Origin of the sequence: Paenibacillus canaveralius, from assembly GCF_047238265.1 — a bacterium.
Taxonomy (GTDB): domain Bacteria; phylum Bacillota; class Bacilli; order Paenibacillales; family NBRC-103111; genus Paenibacillus_F.
On sequence record NZ_JBDFMM010000001.1, the window covers coordinates 170,399 to 195,000 of the forward strand.

At 55.6% G+C, this 24,602-nt stretch carries 16 protein-coding genes and 1 pseudogene (1 of these 17 cut by a window edge); 13 read left to right on the plus strand and 4 right to left on the minus strand.

Annotated elements, in window-relative coordinates:
- Positions 1-33 precede the first annotated feature (33 nt).
- Entirely contained in the window at positions 34-2,178 is a 2,145-nt protein-coding gene (locus ABC395_RS00770) for a methyl-accepting chemotaxis protein (RefSeq protein WP_413000186.1), read from the plus strand.
- A gap of 182 nt (positions 2,179-2,360) precedes the next feature.
- Here ABC395_RS00770 and ABC395_RS00775 read toward each other — a convergent pair whose 3' ends face one another.
- Positions 2,361-3,746, minus strand: coding sequence for a glycine--tRNA ligase (locus ABC395_RS00775; RefSeq protein WP_103996838.1), 1,386 nt, complete (start codon positions 3,744-3,746; stop codon positions 2,361-2,363).
- An 802-nt stretch (positions 3,747-4,548) separates the two neighbouring features.
- On the opposite strand from ABC395_RS00775, the gene ABC395_RS00780 reads away from it, so the two are divergent.
- Entirely contained in the window at positions 4,549-6,621 is a 2,073-nt protein-coding gene (locus ABC395_RS00780) for a glycosyl hydrolase family 18 protein (RefSeq protein WP_413000187.1), read from the plus strand.
- 201 nt (positions 6,622-6,822) lie between these two features.
- On the plus strand, positions 6,823-9,516 hold the full coding sequence (locus ABC395_RS00785) for a U32 family peptidase (protein WP_413000188.1): 2,694 nt from the start codon (positions 6,823-6,825) through the stop codon (positions 9,514-9,516).
- A gap of 289 nt (positions 9,517-9,805) precedes the next feature.
- On the opposite strand, the gene ABC395_RS00790 is transcribed toward ABC395_RS00785, so the two are convergent.
- Complete coding sequence (locus ABC395_RS00790) at positions 9,806-11,143, minus strand: DUF4179 domain-containing protein (RefSeq protein ID WP_413000189.1); 1,338 nt, start codon at positions 11,141-11,143, stop codon at positions 9,806-9,808.
- Positions 11,136-11,642, minus strand: coding sequence for a sigma-70 family RNA polymerase sigma factor (locus tag ABC395_RS00795; RefSeq protein ID WP_413000190.1), 507 nt, complete (start codon positions 11,640-11,642; stop codon positions 11,136-11,138). Before ABC395_RS00795 ends, ABC395_RS00790 begins: the two co-directional genes overlap by 8 nt.
- A gap of 262 nt (positions 11,643-11,904) precedes the next feature.
- Here ABC395_RS00795 and ABC395_RS00800 point away from each other — a divergent pair.
- The 6 genes and pseudogenes from ABC395_RS00800 to ABC395_RS00825 all read left to right on the plus strand — a co-directional run.
- A pseudogene (locus ABC395_RS00800) lies at positions 11,905-12,702 on the plus strand (ABC transporter ATP-binding protein); the annotation flags it as partial.
- 676 nt (positions 12,703-13,378) lie between these two features.
- Positions 13,379-14,095, plus strand: a complete 717-nt coding sequence (locus tag ABC395_RS00805) for an ABC transporter permease (protein ID WP_413000191.1) — start codon at positions 13,379-13,381, stop codon at positions 14,093-14,095.
- A 5-nt stretch (positions 14,096-14,100) separates the two neighbouring features.
- The gene (locus ABC395_RS00810) at positions 14,101-15,489 is read left to right on the plus strand and encodes a GldG family protein (protein ID WP_413000192.1); all 1,389 of its coding nucleotides are present in this window, start codon (positions 14,101-14,103) and stop codon (positions 15,487-15,489) included.
- Positions 15,486-16,406, plus strand: a complete 921-nt coding sequence (locus ABC395_RS00815; RefSeq protein WP_413000193.1) for a DUF4340 domain-containing protein — start codon at positions 15,486-15,488, stop codon at positions 16,404-16,406. The genes ABC395_RS00810 and ABC395_RS00815 overlap by 4 nt, the downstream gene beginning before the upstream one ends.
- Before the next feature lie 227 nt (positions 16,407-16,633).
- A complete protein-coding gene (locus ABC395_RS00820) occupies positions 16,634-16,882 on the plus strand; it encodes a hypothetical protein (RefSeq protein ID WP_413000194.1) in 249 nt (82 codons plus the stop codon).
- Between the two features lie 81 nt (positions 16,883-16,963).
- Complete coding sequence (locus ABC395_RS00825; protein WP_413000195.1) at positions 16,964-18,310, plus strand: spore coat protein; 1,347 nt, start codon at positions 16,964-16,966, stop codon at positions 18,308-18,310.
- Between the two features lie 54 nt (positions 18,311-18,364).
- Here ABC395_RS00825 and ABC395_RS00830 read toward each other — a convergent pair whose 3' ends face one another.
- Positions 18,365-18,664, minus strand: coding sequence for a hypothetical protein (locus tag ABC395_RS00830; protein WP_413000196.1), 300 nt, complete (start codon positions 18,662-18,664; stop codon positions 18,365-18,367).
- 144 nt (positions 18,665-18,808) lie between these two features.
- On the opposite strand from ABC395_RS00830, the gene ABC395_RS00835 reads away from it, so the two are divergent.
- From ABC395_RS00835 to ligA, 4 genes are all read left to right on the plus strand, one after another.
- Positions 18,809-19,231, plus strand: coding sequence for a hypothetical protein (locus ABC395_RS00835; protein WP_413000197.1), 423 nt, complete (start codon positions 18,809-18,811; stop codon positions 19,229-19,231).
- A 292-nt stretch (positions 19,232-19,523) separates the two neighbouring features.
- Entirely contained in the window at positions 19,524-20,207 is a 684-nt protein-coding gene (gene pcrB / locus ABC395_RS00840; RefSeq protein ID WP_459564684.1) for a heptaprenylglyceryl phosphate synthase, read from the plus strand.
- A gap of 50 nt (positions 20,208-20,257) precedes the next feature.
- On the plus strand, positions 20,258-22,591 hold the full coding sequence (pcrA, locus tag ABC395_RS00845; protein ID WP_413000199.1) for a DNA helicase PcrA: 2,334 nt from the start codon (positions 20,258-20,260) through the stop codon (positions 22,589-22,591).
- 42 nt (positions 22,592-22,633) lie between these two features.
- Positions 22,634-24,602, plus strand: the 5' portion of a protein-coding gene (gene ligA, locus ABC395_RS00850; RefSeq protein ID WP_413000200.1) for an NAD-dependent DNA ligase LigA. Its footprint extends 53 nt past the window's final position; 1,969 of the gene's 2,022 nt are visible here — the first part of the coding sequence; it begins with the start codon at positions 22,634-22,636; its stop codon lies off the right edge, out of view.

Below are 24,602 nucleotides of genomic sequence, written 5' to 3' on the forward strand. Positions count from 1 at the left end.
ACGCGAAATTATTCTGACAAATGGGGAGTTGCTATGAGTAACAAGTGGAGTGAGAAAGCAGCCGGAGTTTGGGAGAGCGCGGCCCGAAAAATAAAAAACCTTGCGCCGGCAAAAACCGCTTCGGGGGATCCGTCCGGACAAGGGACGGGAAAAAGCTCGGTTCCGGCTTTGAAAGCGGTCGGAACGAAGCTGTTCGTCATCTTTTTTCTCAGCATTCTGGTTGCCGTTGTGATTGTAGGAACACTGTCTTACTGGACCTCCAGAAACGTTGTGGAAGAAGAGGTGTCGAAGGCGGCCCAGCAGACTGTGATCCAGACGGGGGAGAAGCTCGATTTTCTTTTCCGGACTTATGAGAAGATGTCGCTGGATATCATGATCGACAAAACGGTCGGAGCCTCGGTGGAACAGCTGGCACGTCCGAACAATTCCGATTCGGATATCGCCATCGCCCGGATGAATCTCGACAGCAACCTCAAGAAATACTCGCAAACGGATGAGAATCTCGCGGGCATCTACGTTATTCCGCTGTCCGAAAAAGGAATCCCCACCGGCTACGGCCAAGAGAAGCTCATTCAGGAGAATGCGGCTCTCATCAAAACCGTGAAAGAAGCGGACGGCAAGGCAGTCTGGTTCGATTCCAAAATCAACGGCTATTTTACACAGCTTTCTTTCCCTACCTTCGGTGTAGCCCGTGTAATGAAGAACGATTACGGACAAAGCAATTACATGGTTCTGCTGGAGGTCAAAACGGACTATCTGTATAACCAGCTTTCCAGCATCCGCGTCGGCCAGACGGGCAGGATCGAAGCGATGAATACAAAGCAGCAGCTGATGGTGACCGAGAAAGCCGACCATATCGGCCAGGCGCCACGGATTAAACTGGAAGGCCAGCTGCAGGATCAGGGACGTACGAAGGCGGACGTCGACGGCGAAAAGAATCTGATCGTCTATACAAAAAGCAAACAGACGGGCTGGCTCATTTACGGCTTCGCGCCGCTGGATGAAATCACGGAAAACGCGAACGACATTTTCGCGCTGACCGTCATGGTGGCGTTTATTTCCGCCCTGCTTGCGCTCGTGATCGGCTGGCTGATGAGCCGTATGATCGGCAAGCCGCTTGTCGAGCTGGGTCACCTGATGAACGAAGGGGAAAAGGGCAACCTGGCGGTACGCACACTATTCACCCAGCGTCAGGATGAAATCGGTCAAGTGGGCAAGAGCTTTAACGGCATGATGAGTAAAATCACGGATCTCGTCAACCAGACGAACCGTTCTGCGGACAGCGTGCTCGATACGGCGCGCGAGCTGACGGACGCCTCGAAGAAAACCGCGCTTTCGGCTCGTGAAATCGCGACGGCTACGGAAGATATCGCCGGAGGGGCGACAAGCCTGGCGGTTGCGGCCGAGAACGGAAACGATCTGACCACTAAAATTTCCGAACAGATGAAATATGTGATCGAGAAAAACATCCGGATGTCCATCGCCACTTCCGAAGTGCAGCAGATGAGTGAGCGGGGCATCGAGCAGATGGATGAGCTGACCCAGAAAACCCTGCAGAGCGAGCAGATGACCCACTCTCTCGTAGACCGGGTCGATACGCTGAAGCAAAGCACCAGCTCTATCCGTAAAATTCTCGATGTACTTACGAAAATCACCGCTCAGACGAATATTCTGTCCCTGAACGCGAGTATTGAAGCCGCGCGCGCCGGAGCGGCGGGCAAGGGGTTCATGGTCGTTGCGGGCGAGATCCGCAATCTGGCGGACCAATCCAGGGAATCGATCGTGAACGTGGCTCATATCACCGAGGAAATTCAGCGTGAGATGGACGCTACGGTAGAAGCGCTGTCGGCCGCATATCCACTGTTCCGCGAACAGACGGAGTCGGTGAAGGAGGCGAACCAGATGTTCTCCTCGGTGAAAAACGAGATGGACAATCTGCTCATTCAGTTGGATGAGGTCTCGACGTCCATTAATGAGCTGAACGAGTCCCAGATGACGCTCGCCGATGCGATGACCAACGTGAGTGCCGTTGCGGAGCAATCGTCCGCGACAAGCGAGGAGGTCGCTTCCCTGAGCAGCGAGCAGCAGAGCGTAAGCGAAGGGCTGGTACGGCTGTCCGTGAAGCTGGAGGACGTCTCCAGCCAGTTGAGCGAATCGCTGACGAAGTTCAAGGTGTAGCACCGGATCGGTAATTCATTGAAAAAAGCCCGGCTCACGCAGGTTTCTGCGGTAGCCGGGCTTTTGGTTTATATGAGGCCCTTTGAGGACGCGCACGGGAGGGCAGCTTTATGATGATTCAGACTGTATTCCGATCCCGATCCCGTTCTGTACAAGGCCTTCAGTCGCTTGATGAGGCTGTCTTAGAACTGAACTTTGCTCTCGATGAACGCCTTCAGCTCGCTGATCGGCATCCGGGTTTGTTCCATCGTGTCGCGGTCGCGGACGGTAACTTGACCGTCCTGTTCGGACTCGAAGTCGTACGTGATGCAGAACGGCGTACCGATCTCATCGTGACGGCGGTAACGCTTGCCGATCGAGCCGGTGTCGTCGTAATCGACCATGAAGCTCTTGGCCAGGTCGGAGAAGATCGCCTGCGCGCCTTCGGACAGCTTCTTCGAGAGCGGGAAAATAGCCGCTTTGAAAGGAGCGAGCGCCGGGTGAAGGTGAAGCACGGTACGGCTGTCGTCGCCTTCCAGCTTCTGCTCTTCGAAGGCGTCGATCAGGAAGGCCAGCGTGACACGATCGGCGCCGAGCGAAGGCTCGATGCAGTACGGCACGTATTTCTCATTGCCCGCTTCCTGGTCCACGTAGTTGAAATCTTCGCCGGAGTGTTCCATATGCTGCTTCAGGTCGTAATCGGTGCGGTCGGCGATGCCCCAGAGCTCGCCCCAGCCGAACGGGAAGCGGTACTCGATATCCGTCGTGGCGTTGCTGTAGTGAGACAGCTCGTCGTCGGAGTGATCGCGCAGACGGATGCTGGCTTCTTTCACGCCGAGGTTCAAGAGCCAGTCACGGCAGTAAGCGCGCCAGTATTCGAACCATTTCATATCCTCGCCCGGTTTGCAGAAGAATTCGAGCTCCATCTGTTCAAATTCGCGCGTACGGAAGGTGAAGTTACCCGGCGTGATTTCGTTCCGGAAGCTTTTGCCGATCTGGCCGATACCGAACGGAAGCTTTTTACGCATCGTGCGCTGTACGTTCTTAAAGTTAACGAAAATGCCCTGCGCGGTTTCCGGACGCATGTAGACGACGTTGGAGCTGGACTCCGTTACGCCCTGGAACGTCTTGAACATCAGGTTGAACTGGCGGATATCCGTGAAGTCGCGGCTGCCGCAATCCGGACAGGCGATCTCGTGTTCGTCCATCAGTGCTTTCATCTGATCGAAGGACAGGCCGTCTACCACGAGCTCGATGCCTTTGGCATCCAGAGCGTTTTCGATAATTTTATCCGCGCGGTGGCGGGCTTTACACTGTTTGCAATCGATCATCGGATCGTTGAAATTGCCGACGTGGCCGGATGCGACCCATGCTTGCGGGTTCATCAGGATAGCCGCGTCCAGACCGACGTTGTACGGGGACTCCTGGACGAATTTTTTCCACCAGGCGCGTTTTACGTTGTTCTTCAGTTCTACGCCGAGAGGGCCGTAATCCCATGTGTTGGCCAGGCCGCCGTAAATTTCGGAACCCGGGAAAATAAAACCTCTGTGCTTGGCCAGAGCTACGATCTGATCCATGTTGACGCTCATTTTTTTTCGCTCCTTTGCGTATGTCTGGAATGGGTTAAAACATGATGCAAGCCGAATCGCCTGATCGCTGCCGGGTCATGGGAATTTTCGTCCGGGCAGACTCCGCAAATCCGTAAGGAGCCTTCCGCCGCCCAATCGAAAAAGCCCCCAATCCCACAGGCATCCGATATGCCTAGGGACGAGAGCTTGAGCACCCGCGGTTCCACCCTAGTTGATGCTCCGCCCGGATATCCGCCGTTCCCCGTCTTCCCGTACCCGCCCGGCGTATGCTGCCTGGACAAAGGACCGGATTACGGCGAATGGCGCCTGGCTGGCGCATCCCCTTTCTTTCCGCACGCGGCTCCGGACTGCCGTTTCGCTGGTTCCTTGCCCGGGCTTTCACCATTCCCGGATCGCTGATTCGAAGGAAGTTCAGGTACTATTGGTCCTTCACGGCCGCATCGTATGCAGTTGGGAATAGTTTACCTAAGTTGCGTGAAAAAATCAATGCGGCAGCCGCGCCGCCGGAATGTAAAATATTTTTCTGGAAAAGGAAGGAAATAAATGTTGAGGGTCGAACTGTTTAGGTATTAAGAGAACTGCGGTGATATAAATGACCCGGACGCATGCATCCGCAGATGCACATTTTGCAGCCTGTAAGTTAAAGCCATTTAACTTTTGCAGGGACATGGAGGAGGAGATAAACGAAAGAAAGACGGGCTGACGGACGAGATGCGAACGACAGCCACGGGGACGGCTGTGCCCGGACGGGTAGCGGGTTGTCCCGGGTAGTTTCCTAATTATGAAGGGAGAGAATTAACGAATGAATGGACAAGCAAAAAGAGGATTAGCGTTTCTATTGGTCGTTCTGCTGCTGCTCGTATCCTTGCCGCTGAGCGCATTGGGAGCATCGGAATGGGCGCCGGGTACGGCTTACAAGAAAGGTGACGTCGTCAGTTACAGCGGATCGCTTTATGAATGTATACAGCCGCACACGGCTCTGCAGGGGTGGGAACCGCCAAACGTACCGGCGCTATGGAAAAAGTCGACGGCAACTCCGGACACTCAAGCGCCAACTGCGCCTACTGGTCTGACAGCGGGTGCCGTAACAGGGAATTCCGCCGCGCTCAGTTGGACGGCTTCTACCGATAACATTGGTGTAAGCGGTTACGAAGTGTATAACGGCACGACTCTCGCCGGAACTTCCACGACGACTGCTTATACGGTAACGGGCCTTCAGCCGAATACGTCCTACACGTTTACCGTGAAGGCGAAAGACGCTGCCGGCAACGTATCCGCGGCCAGTGCGGCGGTAACCGTCAAGACGGCTGCCCCGGACACGCAGGCACCGGCTGCTCCGACTAATGTGAAAGCCGGAAATGTAACCGCTAACAGTGTAGCGCTCAGCTGGACGGCGGCTACCGATAACGTCGGCGTGACCGGCTACGACGTGTACAACGGCACCGCACTCGCGGGTTCGACGTCCTCGACGAGCTACACGGTGACGGGTCTGCAGGCGAATACGGCGTACACGTTCACCGTGAAAGCCAAAGATGCGGCGGGCAACGTATCCCCCGCAAGCGCGGCAGTAACGGCAACGACGACGACCCAGCCTGCCGGAAGCAACGAGATTATCGCTTACTTCCCGAGCTGGACCTCTTATAACACGCCGTCTTTCACACCGGCGAATGTTGACGCAACGAAAATATCCGCTATCAACTACGCGTTCCTGGATATTTGCTGGAACGGCAGACACGGCAACCCTTCCAGCGACCCTGAGAACCCGAATGCCCAAACTTGGCCGTGCCAAGGCGGCAACGGCGCGCCTAACAACGCTCCGAACGGTTCCATCGTTCTCGGCGATCCTTACGTCGACGACGTCGGCGAAGGCGGCGGCTACGAGAACCTCAAAAAGCTCGCTCAGCTGAAAACGAAAAATCCGAAGCTGAAGCTGTTCTTCTCCATCGGCGGATGGACTTGGTCCAACCAGTTCTCCAACATGGCTGCGGATGCGACAACCCGTCAAAACTTTGCCACTTCGGCGGTTTCCCTGCTCCGCCAGTACAATTTTGATGGCATCGATATCGACTGGGAATATCCGAACGCCATCGGCGTACCGTGCGCTTCCGGTCAAACCTGCCAGCGCGCCGCGGATAAAGCCAACTACATCCTGCTGCTGCAAACTCTGCGCCAACAGTTGGACACGGCCGGACAGAAGGACGGCAAGCAGTACTATATCACGATCGCTTCCGGAGCTAACTCCACTTTCGTGGCGGATGCGGGCGGCACATCCAACTGGATCACCCAGTTGGCAAACTATCTGGACTGGATCAACATCATGACGTACGATTTCCACGGTCCGTGGGATTCGTCCAGCAACCACGTGGCACCGCTTTACAACGATCCGAGCGATCCGTCCGGAACTCCGCAGTTCAATGTGGATTCCGCCGTCAAAATCTATCTGAACAAAGGCGTGCCTGCCAGCAAAATCACGGTAGGCGAACCGTTCTACGGCTACGGCTGGAACGGCTGTAACGCGGGAGCCAAAGGCGACGGCCTGTATCAAAGCTGCACCGGCTCCGCCAATACGGGTTCGGACGGCTCCACGTTCAACTTCTCGTACCTGCAAAACAAAGGCTATCTGACGAAAGACGCAAGCGGTAAATACACGGTAGGCGGCCTGGGCTTCACGCGTTACTGGAACGATGTGACCAAGACACCTTACCTGTACAATCCGACTAGCAAAATCTTCATCACTTACGAGGACGAGGCTTCGATTCACGCGAAGAACGAATATGCGAAGTCCAAAGGACTGCGCGGCGTCATGTTCTGGGAGCTGGAAGCCGACAGCAACAAAACGCTGCAGACGGTCGTTTCCAACGATCTGCCTCACTAAGCACTTATCCTTTTTGAGATCTTAATAGGAAGAAAAAAAGGGCGCTGTCTCATGACGGCGCTCTTTTTGTACGGAAGAGGCTTGTTTTTTCACCTTATGACAAAAAAAGGGCGCCGCGGGGGCTTTTGCGGGTTGCGGGCGAACATTCACAAAGGTACACTAGTTATGTTACCTGATTTGCACAATGAAAGGATATGAATCATGCGATCTTTACGCAGAGAAGATATAGAGCTTTTGGCTCCTGCCGGCGATTGGGATTGTCTGCGGGCGGCCGTAGCTAACGGTGCCAATGCGATTTTTTTCGGAGTTGAGAAATTCAACGCCCGCGCACGCGCGCACAATTTCAAGATGGATGAACTGTCCGACATTATGTCGTTTCTACATTTATATGGGGTCAAAGGTTTTTTGACGTTCAACATTCTCGTGTTTGAGGACGAGCTCCGCGATGCGAAGGAGCTTATCGAAGCCTGCGTGGATGCGGGCGTGGACGCGGTAATCGTGCAGGATCTGGGCCTTGTCAAAATGATCCGCGACATCTCCCCGGATTTTCCGATCCACGGATCGACGCAGATGACCATTACTTCGCCGGAGGCGGTGGAGTTTACAAAGCCGTTCGAGATCGAACGTGTCGTGCTCGGACGCGAAAATAATTTGAAGCAGATCAAAACGATCGGCGACCAGGCGAAGCTTCCGATGGAAGTTTTTGTGCACGGTGCGCTGTGCGTTTCTTACTCGGGACAATGCCTGACGTCCGAAATGTGGGGAGGCCGCTCCGCTAACCGCGGAGAGTGCGCCCAAGCCTGCCGTCTGCCGTATGACCTGATCGTCGACGGTGAGCCCAAGCCGATGGGGGATGTGGCTTACCTGCTGTCGCCCAAGGACTTGGCGGCGATCGAGCTGGTGCCCCAGCTTATCGAAGCGGGCGTAACCTCGTTCAAGATTGAAGGACGCCTCAAGAGTCCGGAGTATGTGGCCAACGTCGTGAGCAAATACCGCCGCGCTATCGACGCGTATTTCGACGGCAGGGATGAGAAGCCTTCCAAGGAAGATATCCGTGAGCTTCAGCAGAGCTTCTCCCGCGGATTCACGAGCGGGTTCCTCGAAGGAACGAACAACAAGAAGCTTGTGGACGGCACGTTCCCGAAGAGCCGCGGCGTATTCCTCGGCCGCGTGAAGCAGGTTCTGCGCGATGCGGTCATCTGCGAGATTGAGGCGCCGCTCAAGCGCGGAGACGGGATCGTGTTCGATGCGGGCGACCCGACGAAGAAGGAAGAGGGCGGCCGCGTGTACGACTTGCGCCGCAAAGGCGTCAAGATGGAAGGCGAAGCCGAGGGTGGTCTGATTGAGATCGTTCCGGGGCGCAACGATGTCGATCTCGGACGCGTCCGCGTCGGAGACCGGATCTGGAAGACGAGCGATCCCGCGCTCGACAAGCGTCTGCGTCAAACGTACGAAACGGAGAAGCCGTACCGTACGTTCCCGGTTCACGTGCGCGTCACCGGGGCGGCCGGCCAGCCGCTGAAGACCTGGTGGAGCGATCCTTCCTCGAACCACAGTGTGTTCGTGGAAAGCGAAGCGCTGCTGGAAGCGGCCCTGAAGCGCCCTCTCGGCGAAGAGGTGCTGGCGGAGCAGCTGGGACGGCTCGGCGGCACGATCTTCGAGCTGGCGGGACTGGACGTCCAGCTCAGCGGCGACGTGATCGTCCCTATGCGCGAGCTGAACGCCCTGCGCCGCCGCGCCGTGGAGCTGCTCGAATCCGAGCGCCAGAAACCGCGCCGTTACATGAAGCGCGAAGTCGACGCCTACGCCGACGAGCAGCTGCTGCAGGTGCCGGTGAGCGCCGAAGAGCGCCGGGCAAGCGGCCGCGCGGATGCGGGCGCAGGGCAGGTGCCCGCGGAAGCGGCACAGGCACAGCCGGCAGGCTCCGGGCACACGGCTGACGCGGCGGGCGAAGCCGCGGACGGCACCGGAGCCGACTCTTCCGCCGCTGGTGGCGGTGCGCAGCCTTACGGCGTGCGCCTGACCGCGCTCTGCCGCGGCATCGAGCAGGTGCTTGCGGCCGTCGAAACCGACGTGGATATGATCTACGCCGATTTCGAGTTCATCAAGCAGTTTCCGGCCGCTGTGGAGGCCGCTCATGCCGCGGGCAAGAAGATTGCGCTGGCGACTCCGCGCATTCATATGCCGGGCGAGACCGGTTACTTCCGCAATATTTTGAAACTGCGGCCGGATGCGGTGCTTATCCGGAACACCGGCGCGATGTACTTCTTCATGAAGTACCGCGCGGAAAACCCGGAAGAGTACCAGCCGGAACTGATTGGCGATTTCTCGCTGAACATCGCCAACCACAAGACGGCTTCGCTCTTCGTAGATGCCGGTTGCTCCATGGTCACTCCGTCGTACGATCTGAATATCCAGCAGATGGTGGATATGCTGTCGCGCACGGATACGTCGAAGATGGAGATGGTGATCCAGCAGCACATGCCGATGTTCCATACGGAGCACTGCGTGTACTGCACGTTTATGAGCGAAGGCACGGACTTCACGAACTGCGGTCGTCCCTGCGAGGATCACCGCGCCTCGCTGCAGGACCGGATCGGCATGTCTCATCCGGTTCGCGTGGATGAAGGCTGCCGCAACACGGTCTACAATGCCATTGAGCAGTCCGGTGCGGAGTACTTGAACCACTTCCTTGAGCTGGGCGTACGCTCCTACCGCGTCGAATTCCTGGAGGAATCGCCGGAGAAGGTCAAAGAAGTGCTTGACCTGTACCGCCGGGCAATCCGCGGCAACATTACCGGAACTCAGGTGTGGAAGACGCTCAAAGCTACCAACCAGCTAGGCGTTACCCGCGGTCAGCTTGTCAAATGGGGCCGCGTGGATACGATGGAATAAGACGGAGCTTTCCGGGTGCAAAAGGAAGCGGGCGGACCTTCCGCCTGCGCTGCGAAAGCTTGGCGGCAAGGCTTAGCGTAAATGCTGCCTGCTCTGCCGGATATAACATACAAGGGCCCTTGCGCCGTTCACTGGCGCACGTATTCATCGGTTCACCAGAATGCGGTCGAGGGCCCTTTTTATAGAAAAGAATAAAGAACGGAATCGCCGATTTCGTTCCAAGCCCGCCGATCCCGTACGGGACGAAACAAGAAAAAGACCTGCCGAAACCGGCGGGTCTTTTTTTTGATTATAGATGCCGGTACTTGATACGAATGCGGTACGGTTCTCGTAGAGGGTTCGGCCACTCTTGCAAAGTGGTGGTCAACACGCCGCCATTGTCTTTCTTCGGAATCGTAAAAGATTCCAGGGAAGCGTTGGATTCAGAATCTTCTCCTAAAGTTCTGCTTGAAGTACGGTTTGATACTTCGACCGTGTTTCCGTGCGCATCTTTCCAGGCCCCCGATCCCGTCATATAACCCATATTGTCCCAGGAGGAATCCAGCCCGCTTAATTTAAGGGACACGGCATAGCTGTCGCCCAGGTCGGTCAGTTTCAGAAGCTGAAGCCGGTTGTCCGGAGACAGGATCTGTTTGTTTTGCGGATCCAGAGTTACCGTTAACTGAACTTTGTCCAGAGCGGTAACCAGACTGCCTTCCACGTACAGTTCCTTCGGTCGGGTAAAGTAGGTGCTTTCGAAGATGAGTGTCTTTTTGTTCTCGCTGACGTGGGAAGCGCCCTTGCTCGAAAGACGTTCCCCTTTTTCTGTGACCAAATGAATGTCGCGCAGCCCGAAAAGCTGCTTCGTGTTGCTTTCCTTGAATGAGACGTCCAGCAGTACCCGGGTCGGATAAAGTTTGGCTTCGTTAAACGTGACCGTTTGGCCTTGTATGACGACACTTTTACCGATCGGAATCGTCTCCACCCGGTTCATGAACAGTTCCCGGTCAAGCTTGAAAGGTATCTGCATCACCGGACCGTCATCGCCCGCCAGCCTGGCTTCGAAAATGAAGTCGTCCGGCATAGGCGTACCTTCTGCCAGCATCGCATCCATATAGTCGCTGCCCGAGGATACAGGTTCGGCAGGGACAGGTGAATGCTGAAAGCCTATAACGGCCGGCAGTTGGCTTCCGTCCGCAGGGCGCAGCTTCACCTCAGGGCCGTGTTTAGGAGCGGTAGGGGCATTGCCCCACGAATAAAAAACGACGATCCGCGATTCATCGGCGATTATGCCGTTAAGGGTGACCGTTTCCCCGTTCTGCGTGCGGGAGATGTTAACCGGTTGAAAAAATTCGTTATCGAACGCCCGCGCCAGTCCTTTGTCCTGTGTGCTCAATATCCGGACGAAAATCTCCATACCCGGAATCTGACGGATCGCGGAGGCGAAAGCGGGAGACACATGGATTAAGGCCGCAAATACAGTAACCAGGAGGAAAAAGGAAGCCGCAGCGGTTAAAGATGTCCGGTTCCGGCGCCGTAAGGCTTTCGCTCTCTGAATACCTTGCGCGATGGCAAGGTCCGCCTCGGCGGGTATTTCCCCGTCTGCCGCTCCGCGCAGCTCTTTTTGCAGCCAATTGTGCTCATCCATAAGCCTCATCCTCCCTTCCGAGAATAGATTTTAACTGATCGAGCGCCTTCCGTGCCCTCGTTTTGACGGTGCTTTCCGGCATTTGCAGCAGAGCGGCGATCTGGGGGTAGGTCCAGTCCTCCATATATTTAAGGATAACGAGTTGTTTTTCGGAAGGCTGAAGGCTGTCCAGGGCCCTATATAAATCCAGATTGTCGGGCTGCGGGCCGGATACTTCTTTCGGGGCCGCGTAATCCGGTGGAACGGTACGTTTTTGGCGTTTTCGTTCATCGGCGCAATAATTTAGCAGAATACGTGTAATCCAAGTGGAAAACAGCGCGTGATCGTGCAGCTTGCGAATACTGCGGAAAGCCCGGAATGCGGTTTCCTGCAGGGCATCCAGCGCGTCCGGCCGGCTGTTAAGGTAGGCGTAGGCAATGCGGTACAGCCTTGCTTTCTCCTCTTCCATAAGCCGGGTAAAAGCCTGATCATTCCCGTTCCGTGCAGCCCGGACAAGCATTTCGGTATCCAGAAAAAGGTCCCTCCTTCCAGGTTCTACTTTATTAGACGGTTAGGGGGAGAAAATCGTCGGGGGTCCGGCAAAAATATTTCGTTCACAATTTGGACACATTTTTTTAATCGGAAATTCAGTTTTGTTTAAGCTTGTTTTATTGTGCCCTGGATATATTGAGTACGGCTTCTACAAAAGAATGTTGTCTATCTGTGTGAGAATATGCGGCTGATGAAGACCCTAATTTACAGTTGAAAAGGAGGGGACAGGATTGCTGGAAGTGAACGGAGTCAGCAAGCTCTACGAAAACTCGCGGGGAGTGAAGGATATTCAGTTCTCCATGCAGCGCGGGGAAATCGTGGGCTTTTTGGGGCCTAACGGAGCAGGCAAAACGACTACCATGAGGATGATTACGGGGTACTTGAATCCGACGGCCGGGAACATCCTGGTGGACGGCTTGTCTATGGCCGATCATCCCCGCAAGGCAAGGCGCAAAATCGGATATCTGCCTGAAACACCCCCGCTGTATCCGGAAATGACCGTGAGGTCGTACCTTAAATTTGTAGCCGACCTAAGAGATGTGCCTGTCCGGGCGCAAAAGGGCAGGGTTAACGAAATTATCGACAAGCTGGGACTTAACGGACGCGAGAATCAGATCATCCGAAGCTTGTCCAAAGGATACAAGCAGCGTCTCGGACTCGCGCAGGCGATCGTCCACAAGCCCGACCTGCTTGTGCTGGATGAACCCACTTCCGGTCTGGACCCGAAGCAGATCATTGAAATCCGCAGCCTGATCCGCGAGCTGGGGGAGAATCATACGGTGCTGCTCAGCACGCACATTCTGCCCGAAGTGAACACCCTGTGCAACCGGGTGCTCATTATTAACCAGGGGCAGATCGTGCTCGACGAGAAGCCGGAGATGCTTGGCGCCACGATGGGTGACACATTCGAGGTGTCGCTGGAAGTGAAGGGGCCGCGCGAGGAAGTTATCTCGCTGCTGGGCTCTACCGCAGGCATCGCCGCTGTGCGGGAGCTTGCGGATGCTTCCGGCAGCGTATATGCGGGGGCGCCTCATCTGACGGGAATCCGGACAGGCGGGGCGTCCGAAGCTGCCGAGGCGGCAGATCCGCAGGCGCAGGAAGCGGCTCCCGGCGGCGCTGGTGCGGGTGAAGTTGCACCGGCTGCGGCAGATGAGACGGCCGAAGCGGGTACGCCGCAGCCGGCTGATGCGTCAGGCGCCGGAGCCGGCGTCCCGGTTCTGCCGCAGGCGCAAACGCGGCTGAGCGCTGATCCGGCAGAGACGCCGGATGCGCCGCCGGAAGTGCCGGACTCTATCGGCCCCGTCGATGACCCGGCCGCGTCCGAAGCTCCCGCGAAGCGGCAGCACGCCGGCGCGACGCCGGTCTCCCGCCCGGCGGATGCTTCTCCCGCTGGGGATGCGCCGGATACCCCCGGCACGGTCAAGCTGCTCGTATCGTCAGCAGACAGCACCGACATCCGCGAGCCGCTTTTCTTCCGTCTCGCGGAGGCGGGTTATCCCATCTTGGAGATGAAACGGGAGAGCCTCAGCCTGGAAGATATTTTCCTCAAGCTTACGACCGACGAGAGTTTGTCCGCCGCTGCCGAAGGCGACCGGGAAAGCAGTCCGGGACAGACGTCCAAGCTGGACCGCATCAGCAGATGGCTGCCCCTGAAGGACAGGTCGGGAAGCCCGGCGGTAGGTCAATCGAAGGGAGGCGACGAAGATGCGTAGAACGTGGGCGATCTGCTCGAAAGAACTGCAGCTGTTTTTCTACTCGCCGACCTCTTATGTCGCGTTCGCTTTTTATGTGCTGGTCTCGGGCATCATGTTTTACTTGAATTTTGTCATGGTGCAGCCCAGCCTGATCGATATCCGCTATGTGGTCGGAAATATTACGTTCATCTACCTGTTCATCATCCCGCTGCTTACGATGCGCCTGGTGGCGGATGAATTCCGCCACGGAACGGATGAGCTGCTGCTTACCTCACCTGCCGGAATCGGCGAAATTGTGCTGGGCAAGTACATGGCGGCGCTTATCGTCCAGTTTCTGCTTACTTTGTGCAGTCTGGTCTACCCGCTAATCATGTCGGCCTTCGGCACACTGGATCAGCCGGTCCTGTGGCTGTCGTATCTCAGCATGTTCCTGCTGGGAGCCGCTATGATGGCAATCGGCCTGTTTGCCTCTACGTTATCCAACAATCAGATGGTAGCCGGTATTGCGGGGTTTGCTTTTCTTCTGTTTTTCTGGCTGATCGACTGGATGGCCGACGGATTCGGGGGCAGGTTCCGGGAATGGATTATCCAGTTCTCGATGAGCGGACGTATGGCCAATATGCAAAAGGGGATTCTTCACGGAGCGGATATCCTTTTCTTCGTGACGCTTGCGGCTGTGTTCCTTATTCTCGGCATGCAGACCCTTGAAAGAAAACGGTGGAGGTGACAGCGATGAAGAAATGGCTGCGCGGTACAAATACAGCGGTGATTTCAATCGCCGTCATCGGAATTTTTATTCTGCTGACCTTCTTTCTCCATTCCTTGAAAGATTTTCAGCTCGATTTGTCCAAAAATAAAATGTACACACTCTCGGATCAAACGCTCGGAACCTTAAAAGGGTTGGACAAGGACATCCATGTCACGGCTTTTACGAATCCACAGGAGGATCCGGACGGCGTGCTGACCCGTGAAGTGACGGACATGGTTCAGGAATACAGCAAACGTACGGGCAAAATAACGTATAACCAGTACGACATGCTGAAAGAGCCCTCCAAAGTCCAGCAGTACGGCGTACAGCAGAGCAGTCTCGTTTTTGAAAGCGGCAGCCAGAAAAAAGTGATCACTTTCCAGGAAATGTTCACGGCCGGCCAAGGCTCCGGCTCTTACCAGTTTGCCGGGGAAGAGAAGATGACCCAGGCCGTCAAAAACCTGACCAGTACCGAAAAGCATACGGTTTATTTCTTATCGGGACACCAGGAGATTACGCTCCAGGAAATGACTGTTCTGAAATCGAGCCTGGAAGGCGAGAATTACACCGTTAAAGATCTGAATTTGTACCGGGAAGGCAAAATTCCGGACGATGCCGACATGCTGTTCCTGATCGGTCCCCAAACCGACTTGAACGATAAAGAGGCCGAACTGATCAAGCAGTACCTGAGCGGAAAAGGCAAGCTGTACGTCTCCCTCGGCTTCAGTCAGGAGATGGCGTCCAAATGGAAGAACATCGATGCCCTGATGAATACGTACGGCGTCAAGGATCAGCATGCGGTTGCCATCGAAGCGAAACAGAGCACCCTGTACGATCCGCTTACGATTATTCCGGAGTACGGGGATCACGACATCACGACCAAGCTGAAAAACTACAATCTCCTGACGATGATGTCGCTGGCCGTTGCCTTGGACGCTCAGGAAGAAGGGGATTTTAAAAGCACGCCGATCTTGAAAACGTCGGCTCAAGCCTACGGTGAAACGGATATCGCCGGGCTGATGAAATCCCAGACGAATCAGGACGACAAGGATGTGAAAGGCCCGCTCAACCTGGGCTATGCGGTAGAAGATAAAGACAGCAAGCCTAAAGCTGTCATACTCGGCGGTTCCACGTTCCTGATGGACCAGGAGATCAACGTGCAGGGAAACCGGGATTTTGCGATGAACAGCATCGGATGGCTTCAGGAGAAGAAAGATCAGGTGACGATCCGGCCCAGACAGAATGAAGCGTATCAAACCGCCGCATTGACTCCGAGGCAGGCCAAAACTATCTTTTTCGTGGCGATCGTCTTTATGCCGCTGATCTTCCTGCTGCTCGGCGGGTTTATCTGGTGGAGGAGGAGAAAAGGGTGAAAAAATTCGCGCCCGCGCTGCTTTTGATTCTCGTGTTTCTGGGCGGTCTCTGGTATGCCTGGAGCCAGGATTTTTTCAAGGAAAAACAAATGGAGACATCCAAACCTCTTGTCCATGTAAATGTCGCGGATGTCCAGAGCTTTTCTATCTCGGGCGGAGACGAGCAGACGGAACTGGTCCGCAAGGACGGCGATTGGTCGATGATCAAGCCCTCGGCCGCTCCGCTTAATCCTAACTTGACCGAAGGCTGGATCGATTCTTTCAACTTGCTGACACAGGAAAGAGTTGTGGAAGAGAAGGCGTCCGATCTGGCCAAGTACGGGCTCGACAAGCCTTCATCCGTCTATAAGGTGAATCTTGCGGACGGTACTTCACAGGAAGTGAAAGCGGGATCGCCTACGCCGGTGCAAGGCTACGTTTATGTACAACTGGGAAGCTCTCCTGCCGTCTATCAGGTTGGAGAATCCTCGCTGTCCGCCTTGAATAAATCGCCGCTGGATTTCGTGGAAACAAGTCCGGTGAAATTCGATTACGACCAGGTTAAAAGCGTCACGTTCTCCTGGAAGGAACATAAATGGTCCCTGACGAAGAACGAGGCCGATAAATCTGCGGCCCAGTCCAAATGGAAGCTGCCCGACCGTGAGATCGAGGGAGCGGAAGCGACTCAAGTTCTGGACAAAGTGCTTTTCATGCAAACGCAGGAATTGCCGAAACGGTCCGCTGATGCGGCGATCAAGCCGGGGGAGTGGACGCTTGAGATCGTCCGCACCGTTGAAGGCAAAGAGCAGAAGGATACGTACAGCGGCCGCTCCGACGGTAAATCCGTATGGATCGCCAAGCAGGGCGGGGATTGGGCCTATGCTATTCCGCAGGCCGCCATGGAAGAACTAGCCGCTTCCAACGTAAAAAAGGAATAGCTCCTCAAGACAGCCCGCAAGAACGCTAAGGTCTTGAAGAAAAAGAGAACAGCATAAACCTTTCCGATAACGGAAAAAAAGAAACCGAGGAATAAAAGCGCCTGGCGCTTTTATTCCTTTTTTTCTGCCCGGACAGGGGTAGGTATTGAGAAGCCTAGGAGTGATTACATAGGATGGGTAAAAATGGGCATGCTAATAAAAACATCAGTTCAGGGAGTTGAGGGAAAATGGTAATCGGTCATGCCGGAGAGCAACGCGTCGTTTACAAAGAAGAGCATTTGGAGAGGGTCACCCTTCCTGAGCTTCAGTCGCTGGGAGACCTGATCCGTTTTGAACACACGCTGGCAAAACGCTGTGCCGAAGAAGCCGAAGCTTCTACCGATGGGGATCTGCAGGAGGTGCTCGGACAGTTGGCCGTGCTCCGCCTCGGCTGTGCCCGGCAGCTTCTGGCTGCGCTCAGAAGCACGGAATTATGATCCTTTGCCTTGCTTTTTTCGGCTCTAAGCCATCGAGGATCTCTAAAAATAGACGTATGGATTAAATGGAGGTGGCAGCAGATGAAACAGGAACTTCAAACGGATCAAGCCGGAGAGAAACAATGGGAGGCTGCAGAACGGACGATGGCCGATTTTAAAAGGCTGGCGTCCAGGTACGCATCGGCCGCATGGGATGCCCGGCAGCCCGGTATTCGCGCTCTTTACCGCCAGCTTCTTCAGCAGACGCTGAACGATCAGGATAGGTTGTACAGGCTTCTGGCGGCACGCGTGGACAAGAAGAAGGTACAGAACGCCAGCGGGGAAGACGTACTGCAGGAGATTGCCAGCCATGACCGTGCGCTTTCCGAGCTGGAAGCCGCTATCCGGAAAGATTTTGCCGGAATGGAAGCGGAAGAAGCTGACCCGGAGGCGTCGGCAGGAGCGGCTTTGTATGACGTCAAAGAGGAGACGGCAGTCTTTGAACCGATTGTAAACGAAGAGAAAGAACTTGAAATATTCGGAGAACGTCCCGACTATTATTCTTCTCTTTCCACATCTTCCGTTTATGACTCTTCATACGGAGACGTCTATCATTCCGAGCTGTCCGCTCCGGAAGAAGAAGATTTCGTTTCCGTAGAAAATGCGGAAATAGGAGCGGAAGGTCCCTACGTGCCGGAGCAGCCGGCGTCTGCCGTGCCCGCGCAGCCCGCTGCCGCCCCCGTGGAAAGCTCCGCCTTCGTGCACGCAGCGCCCTCGCGCTTCGGAGGCGCCCCGGCTCCCGCAACGCCGGAGCAGCCGGCGTCTGCCGTGCCCGCGCAGCCCGCTGCCGCCCCCGTGGAAAGCTCCGCCTTCGTGCACGCAGCGCCCTCGCGCTTCGGAGGCGCCCCGGCTCCCGCGACGCCGGAGCAGCCGGCGCCCGCCGCGCCCATGCAGCCCGCTGCCGCCCCCGTGGAAAGCTCCGCCTACGTGCACGCAGCGCCCTCGCGCTTCGGAGGCGCCCCGGCTCCCGCAACGCCGGAGCAGCCGGCGTCCGCCGCGCATATGCAGCCCGCTGCCGCGCCCGCACGGCCGTACGCCGCCTCACGCTCCCCGTATGGCGGTCCCGCCACAAACGGCGCGGCGCCTTACGGCACGCCTGCCGCGGCAGCACTTCCCGTGGCCTACAGGCCGCCCGCTTCCCCACCCGGCGTACCGGTCGGAGCGTCCTATGGCGGCTTGCGCAGTCCGGCTCCGGCTCGCGCGCCTTACGGCCAGTCCTTGCCGCAGCCCGGCCAGCCTCCGGGGTACGGCCAGCCGTATACCGGCCGGCAGCCGCAGCAGCAGGGCAGCCCGACGCAACCCGCGGCACCGTCTGCCCAGCAGCCTTACCCCTCCCGGTACAGGGAAGAGGGCGGCGGCAGGCCGCTTGTTTACCGTCCGCAGGGTTAACGGCCCGTCCCGGCTAGTGCATCCCCCAAAAAACGCCTCGTCGAAGGCGTTTTTTTATTGCCGCAATTCCCGGGATTTGCGGGTTCGCGGAAGAGATGTCGATGGCTGTTTGCGGATCCATTTCAGAAAAGCCTTCATCCGTTCGTCGCCCCGCAGCGCATGGAGCGTATGCAGCCCGCGTTCCAGCTGTTCGTTCGTAAAGAGGGCGTGAATCTGCTTGTGGCAAGGAATGCAGAGCATAGCCGTCGGCAGAAAAGTTCCCCCTTTCTCCTTGGGAGTCAAGTGATGCTCGGTCCGCTCCACTTCGTGACGTCCGCATAATTCACAAGTGCCCGGTTCCTTCTTTTTGACCATAGCCGCCACTCCTTTCACGTCCTTTTTGGCGTTTACATTATGCCCTACCCGAAGATGCTGGCATGTTTCCTCATTGCGCCACATATACAAGTTACAGGGATGTCCCTCCCGGCCACTTTAATTAATCGAAGGAGTGTCTAAATCATGCGTAAAATAAGCTTTAATCGATCTTTAGTTCTCATGCTTCTCCTTGTTTTCGCCAGCAGCGGAGCTTTGACGGCATGCGGTTTTCAGAACAAATCGGATCAGGTGGGCAGCAAAGCCGTTTCAGGCGCGGTCCCGACTATCGATGCAACCTTGACGCAGGAAGGCTCGTCCGCCGTTATTTCCTACAAGGTAAATAATTTAACGATCGCCGGTGACAGCGTGGGCGCCGCGCCCAAAGAGGGAGAAGGGCACCTTCACATTTACGTGGACGGCGTGCAGAAAGCGATGCTGAAGACAGACGCACCGGTCCGGCTGGAAAACATTCCTCCGGGCAAACATACGATCAAGCTGTCCCTCCAGCAGAATGACCATGTTCCTTTAAATGTGGAGAAGGTTTTCGATGTAACGATTCAAAAATAATCAAGACCTTTCGAGTCCTACATAACCGGGTATCCCCAAGCCGACAACCGGACGAACTTCGCGTTCGTACCGGTTTCTTTTTTATTTTTGTAGCTGCAAACTCACAGCTTCCTTTCACTCCCACCTCTCAAAACGGAAGTTTTTCTTTCGCGAACGTACATTCCTGTTTTATAATAAAAAGAGGTCTGTCTCCTTATTTGACACACCCGGACGCGTAGCATAGACTGAGGGTATTGAAGTGCAGACGGGCGGCTTTTCCGCCTATGCTTGAGCGGAGGGAAGAAACGTTTTGATCGTAGACAGCTCAACCTGGAAACATGTGTTTAAGCTCGATCCCGACCGGGAAATATCCGACGAGGCTCTTGAGCGTATTTGCTTGTCCGGCACCGATGCCATTCTAGTCGGCGGCTCGTCCGGAGTAACGTTTGACAATACCGTGGATCTGCTTGCGCGGATACGCGGATTTGAAGTGCCCTGCATATTGGAAGTGTCCGATGCGGAAGCGATTGTACCCGGCTTTGATCTGTTTTTTATTCCCATGGTGCTTAATGCGGGAGATCCCCAGTGGATTCTCGGACGTCATCATGAGGCGCTTAAAGAATACGGGGCCATCATGGACTGGAACGAGATTCTGGTTGAAGGGTATGTCATCCTGAACGGGGAATCTACCGCCGCGAAGGTGACGGCTGCCCGTACGGACTTGACCGAGCGTGACGTTGTGGCGTATGCCCGCATGGCGGAGCATCTGCTGCGGCTGCCTATTTTTTATGTGGAATACAGCGGGACGTTTGGCGATATGGATCTTGTCAGAAGGACAAAATGTGTCTTGGAAGGAACCCGCTTATTTTACGGAGGCGGCATTGACGGTCCCGAGAAAGCGAAGCTGGCGGCCGAAGCCGCCGATACGATTGTGGTCGGCAACCTTGTATACGAAGATTTGGACCGTGCACTGGCGACGGTGCGGGCGTTGATATAAACAAGCGGGGACCGGCTGCGGCCGGTCAGCCGTGGAAGGAAGGTAATTTCATGATTGATATACAGCAAGCCGTTCAGAAGCTCAACCCTCAGCAGCGTAAAGCCGTGGAAGCGACCGAAGGGCCTCTTCTCATTATGGCGGGAGCGGGCAGCGGCAAGACCCGGGTTTTGACCCACAGAATCGCTTATCTGATCGGAGCGAAGCGGGTGGCCCCGTGGAGCATTCTGGCCATCACGTTTACGAACAAGGCCGCACGCGAAATGCGTGAACGGGTCGAACAGCTTGTGGGCCCGTCCGCCAATGACATCTGGGTCTCCACGTTCCACTCCATGTGTGTGCGGATTCTGCGCCGCGATATCGACCGGATCGGTTTTACCTCGAATTTTTCCATTCTGGATTCCGGCGATCAATTATCCGTTATCAAAACTTGCATGAAAGAACTCAACATTGATACAAAGAAATTCGAGCCCAAAGCCGTTCAGGCCGCGATCAGTACAGCCAAGAACGAATTGGTTACCCCCCAGCGTTTTGAGCAGAAGATCGGAGATTATTTTGACGGTCTCGTGGCCAAAGTCTATACCCTGTACCAGAAAAAACTCAAAAGCAATAACTCCCTGGATTTCGACGATCTTATTATGGCGACGATCCAGCTTTTTACCGATGTGCCCGAAGTTCTGGACTTTTATCAAAATAAATTCCGTTTTATCCACGTGGATGAGTATCAGGATACGAACCGCGCCCAGTACATGCTGTGCCAGATGCTGGCGGACAAGTCCAAAAACCTGTGTGTCGTAGGGGACTCCGACCAATCCATCTACCGCTGGCGGGGGGCGGATATCACGAATATCCTCAATTTCGAGGAAGATTATCCGAATGCCACGACCATTTTGCTGGAACAGAATTACCGTTCCACTTCGACCATCCTGCAGGCAGCCAATAAGGTGATCGGCAACAATACGGGCCGCAAAGCCAAGAACCTGTGGACCGACAAAGGCGAAGGCAGCAAAATCCGGGTATACCAGGCGGATTCCGAGCATGACGAGGGCTATTTTATCGCCGGCGAAATCAATAAGAACGTCGGTTCCGCGCAAAAATACGGGGACCACGCCATTTTGTACCGGACCAATGCCCAATCCCGGGTAATCGAGGAAATTTTAATTAAATCCGATATTCCTTATCAAATCGTGGGAGGCGTCAAGTTCTACGACCGTAAAGAGATCAAGGATATTCTGGCTTACTTAAGACTTATCTCGAATCCCGATGATGATATTAGTCTGACGCGGGTCGTGAATGTTCCTAAACGGGGAATTGGGGATACTACTCTGGATAAGGTCGCCGATTTTGCGGCAAGACGGGGCATCTCCATGTTCGCTATGCTTGATGAAGTGGAATCGCTGGAGATTACGGCGAGAACACGCAACGCACTCGCGGACTTCCGTGATATGATCCAAAACCTTAACCGGATGGTGGACTACTTGTCCGTCACGGAACTGACCGAGAAAGTATTGGAAATGAGCCAGTACCGGATGGAACTTCAGCGTGAGAATACGCTTGAGTCCAAATCGCGGCTGGAGAACATCGACGAGTTCCTGTCGGTTACAAGCGAGTTTGAGACCCGCAATGAGGACAAGTCCCTTGTGGCGTTCTTGACGGATCTGGCGCTTATTGCGGATATAGATACGATGGACAAGGACGAGGGGCCTCAGGATTCTGTCGTCTTGATGACTATGCACAGTGCCAAAGGCCTGGAGTTCCCCGTTGTTTTCATTATCGGCATGGAGGAAGGCGTCTTCCCTCACAGCCGTGCCGCCACGGACAACGAGGAACTGGAAGAAGAGCGGCGCCTGGCTTACGTGGGAATCACACGTGCGGAAGAAAATCTCTTCCTCTCCTGCGCCCGGATGAGAATGCTCTTCGGCCGGACAAGCACGAACCCGCCGTCCCGGTTCCTGAAAGAGATCCCTCAGGAACTTATGGAGATCGTCTCTTCCGGCGGAGGAGGCAGCACATTCTCCGGATGGTCCCGCAGCGGCGGCACGAGCTTCGGCGGACGCACATCTTCCGGCTTCGGCAGCTCAGGCTCCACCAGCTTCGGGCAATCGGCTTCGGGCGGTTCTTCCTGGGGAAGCCAGAGTTCCTCATTCGGCAAGACTTCTCCGGCGGCCTCCACCGTTCGCAGTGCACCGCGTACGGCCCCGGCGGCGGGGGGAAGTCAGCCGGGAGATTTCAAGATGGGCGATAAAGTAGCCCACGGGAAATGGGGTACAGGCGTCATCGTGGCGGTCAAAGGCAAAGGCGACGATACCGAGCTTCAGATCGCTTTTCCGGCGCCCGTAGGCGTCAAACGTCTGCTGGCGAAGTTTGCGCCGATTACGAAGCAATAAATCCGTATCCAAGGAATAGATGAGACGAGAGGAAGAAGACTGATGGCCGACTTCACTGCGGAGATGAAGACACTCATCGAAGCTATCGAGCAGCACAATTACAACTATTACACGCTGGACCGCCCGGTAGTTACCGATGCCGAATACGACAAGCTGTATGACCGTCTGGTGGAATTAGAGAAGGAATCCGGAGTGACGCTTCCGAACTCTCCCACCAGACGTGTCGGCGGCGAACTTCTGAAAGGGTTCGACCCCCACCGTCATCTCTCCCGGCTGTGGAGTCTGGACAAGACGCGCGACAAAGACGGTCTTAACGCATGGCTGACGCGCGTATTGAAACTCGTTGGCGAATACAATAAAAACAACCCGGACAATCCCCTGCCGCATCCGACTTTTGTCGTCGAGCTTAAATTTGACGGTCTTACGCTCAATTTGACGTATGACAAGGGGGCGCTTGTCCAGGCTTCGACCCGCGGCAACGGAACGGTAGGAGAAGGTATTCTGGAACAGGTGAAAACTATCCGTTCCGTTCCCCTGGAGATTCCTTATAAAGACGGGATCATTGAGGTGCAGGGCGAAGGCCTCATGTTCCTGTCCGTTTTGGACCAGTACAATCAGACGGCGGCCGAGCCGTTTAAAAATGCGCGTAATGCGGCCGCAGGAGCGCTTCGTAATCTCAATCCGCAAGTAACGGCCAAACGTAAACTGAGCGCCTTCTTCTATAATGTGGGCTATTCCGATAACCTCCGGTTCACCGACCATCGGGAAATGGTGGAGTTTCTTAAAGAGAACCGGTTTAAAGTTAATCCGGACATCAAATTTTTCGATTCTATCGACGACGTCATGGATGAACTCGAGCGTATCGGAAGCAATCGCCTGAATTACGATTTCCTTATCGACGGAGCGGTAGTTAAAGTGGCGGATATGCGTACGCGCGAAGTGCTCGGGTATACCGAGAAATTTCCGCGCTGGGCTATCGCGTTCAAGTTCGAGGCGGAAGAGGTTACGACCGTTCTGGAATCCGTATCTTGGGAAGTGGGACGCACGGGCAAAATAACGCCGGTAGCACGCGTTGAACCGGTCGATTTGGCAGGCGTAACCGTACAAAACTGTACGCTGAACAATATCGGTGACATTGAACGCAAAAACTTGAAGCATGCTCTGGGAAGTCTTGTTTATATCCGCCGCTCTAACGACGTGATCCCGGAAATACTCGGCAAAGCCACGGAAGAGACCGACGGGGAAGAGATCGTTTACCCGGAGAATTGCCCTGCTTGCGGAACCGCGCTTGAGCAGCGGGGGGCTCACCTGTTCTGTCCGAACCGTCTGGGCTGCAGGCCTCAAATGATCGGCAGAATAACCCATTTCGCTTCCCGTGACGCGATGGATATCGATACGTTCAGCGTCATGACGGCGGAGCAGCTTTATCAGGAAGTGGGCGTACGCGATCCTGCGGACCTGTACAGGCTCACTTATGACGACTTGATCAAACTGGAGCGCTTCGGCGAGAAAAAAGCCAACAAGCTGCTTGCCGCGTTTGAGAAGAGCAAGGAGTGCGACCTGTCGTCCTTCCTGTTTGCCCTAGGCATCCCGAATACGGGCAAAACCACGACTAAAGTGCTGGCTGAGCATCTCGGCAGCCTGGACAAAGTCATGGAGGCGTCGATCGAAGAGCTGATCGCGCTGCCGGATGTCGGCGGCATCGTGGCCGACAGCATCCACAGCTTCTTCCGCGATCCGCTCATGCAGGACAGCATCTCCCGCATGCTTGCGGCAGGCGTCCGCCCTCGCGCGGAAGAAAAGCTGGCCGCCGCGGCGGACGAGAGCCATCCCCTCTTCGGCAAAACCGTCGTGCTGACCGGTACGCTCAGCGCGATGAGCCGGGACGAAGCGGCGGATAAGCTCGAGGCCCTCGGGGCCAAGGTAACCGGCAGCGTCTCGAAGAAGACGGACATCGTGATTGCCGGGGAGAGTGCCGGCAGTAAGCTTGCCAAGGCACAGTCACTTGGCA

Coding starts and splice junctions, on each gene's coding strand:
- ABC395_RS00770 (WP_413000186.1), top strand. CDS start 34: ATGAGTAACAAGTGGAGTGAGAAAGCAGCCGGAGTTTGGGAGAGCGCG.
- ABC395_RS00775 (WP_103996838.1), bottom strand. CDS start 3,746: ATGAGCGTCAACATGGATCAGATCGTAGCTCTGGCCAAGCACAGAGGT.
- ABC395_RS00780 (WP_413000187.1), top strand. CDS start 4,549: ATGAATGGACAAGCAAAAAGAGGATTAGCGTTTCTATTGGTCGTTCTG.
- ABC395_RS00785 (WP_413000188.1), top strand. CDS start 6,823: ATGCGATCTTTACGCAGAGAAGATATAGAGCTTTTGGCTCCTGCCGGC.
- ABC395_RS00790 (WP_413000189.1), bottom strand. CDS start 11,143: ATGGATGAGCACAATTGGCTGCAAAAAGAGCTGCGCGGAGCGGCAGAC.
- ABC395_RS00795 (WP_413000190.1), bottom strand. CDS start 11,642: ATGCTTGTCCGGGCTGCACGGAACGGGAATGATCAGGCTTTTACCCGG.
- ABC395_RS00805 (WP_413000191.1), top strand. CDS start 13,379: ATGCGTAGAACGTGGGCGATCTGCTCGAAAGAACTGCAGCTGTTTTTC.
- ABC395_RS00810 (WP_413000192.1), top strand. CDS start 14,101: ATGAAGAAATGGCTGCGCGGTACAAATACAGCGGTGATTTCAATCGCC.
- ABC395_RS00820 (WP_413000194.1), top strand. CDS start 16,634: ATGGTAATCGGTCATGCCGGAGAGCAACGCGTCGTTTACAAAGAAGAG.
- ABC395_RS00825 (WP_413000195.1), top strand. CDS start 16,964: ATGAAACAGGAACTTCAAACGGATCAAGCCGGAGAGAAACAATGGGAG.
- ABC395_RS00830 (WP_413000196.1), bottom strand. CDS start 18,664: ATGGTCAAAAAGAAGGAACCGGGCACTTGTGAATTATGCGGACGTCAC.
- ABC395_RS00835 (WP_413000197.1), top strand. CDS start 18,809: ATGCGTAAAATAAGCTTTAATCGATCTTTAGTTCTCATGCTTCTCCTT.
- pcrA (WP_413000199.1), top strand. CDS start 20,258: ATGATTGATATACAGCAAGCCGTTCAGAAGCTCAACCCTCAGCAGCGT.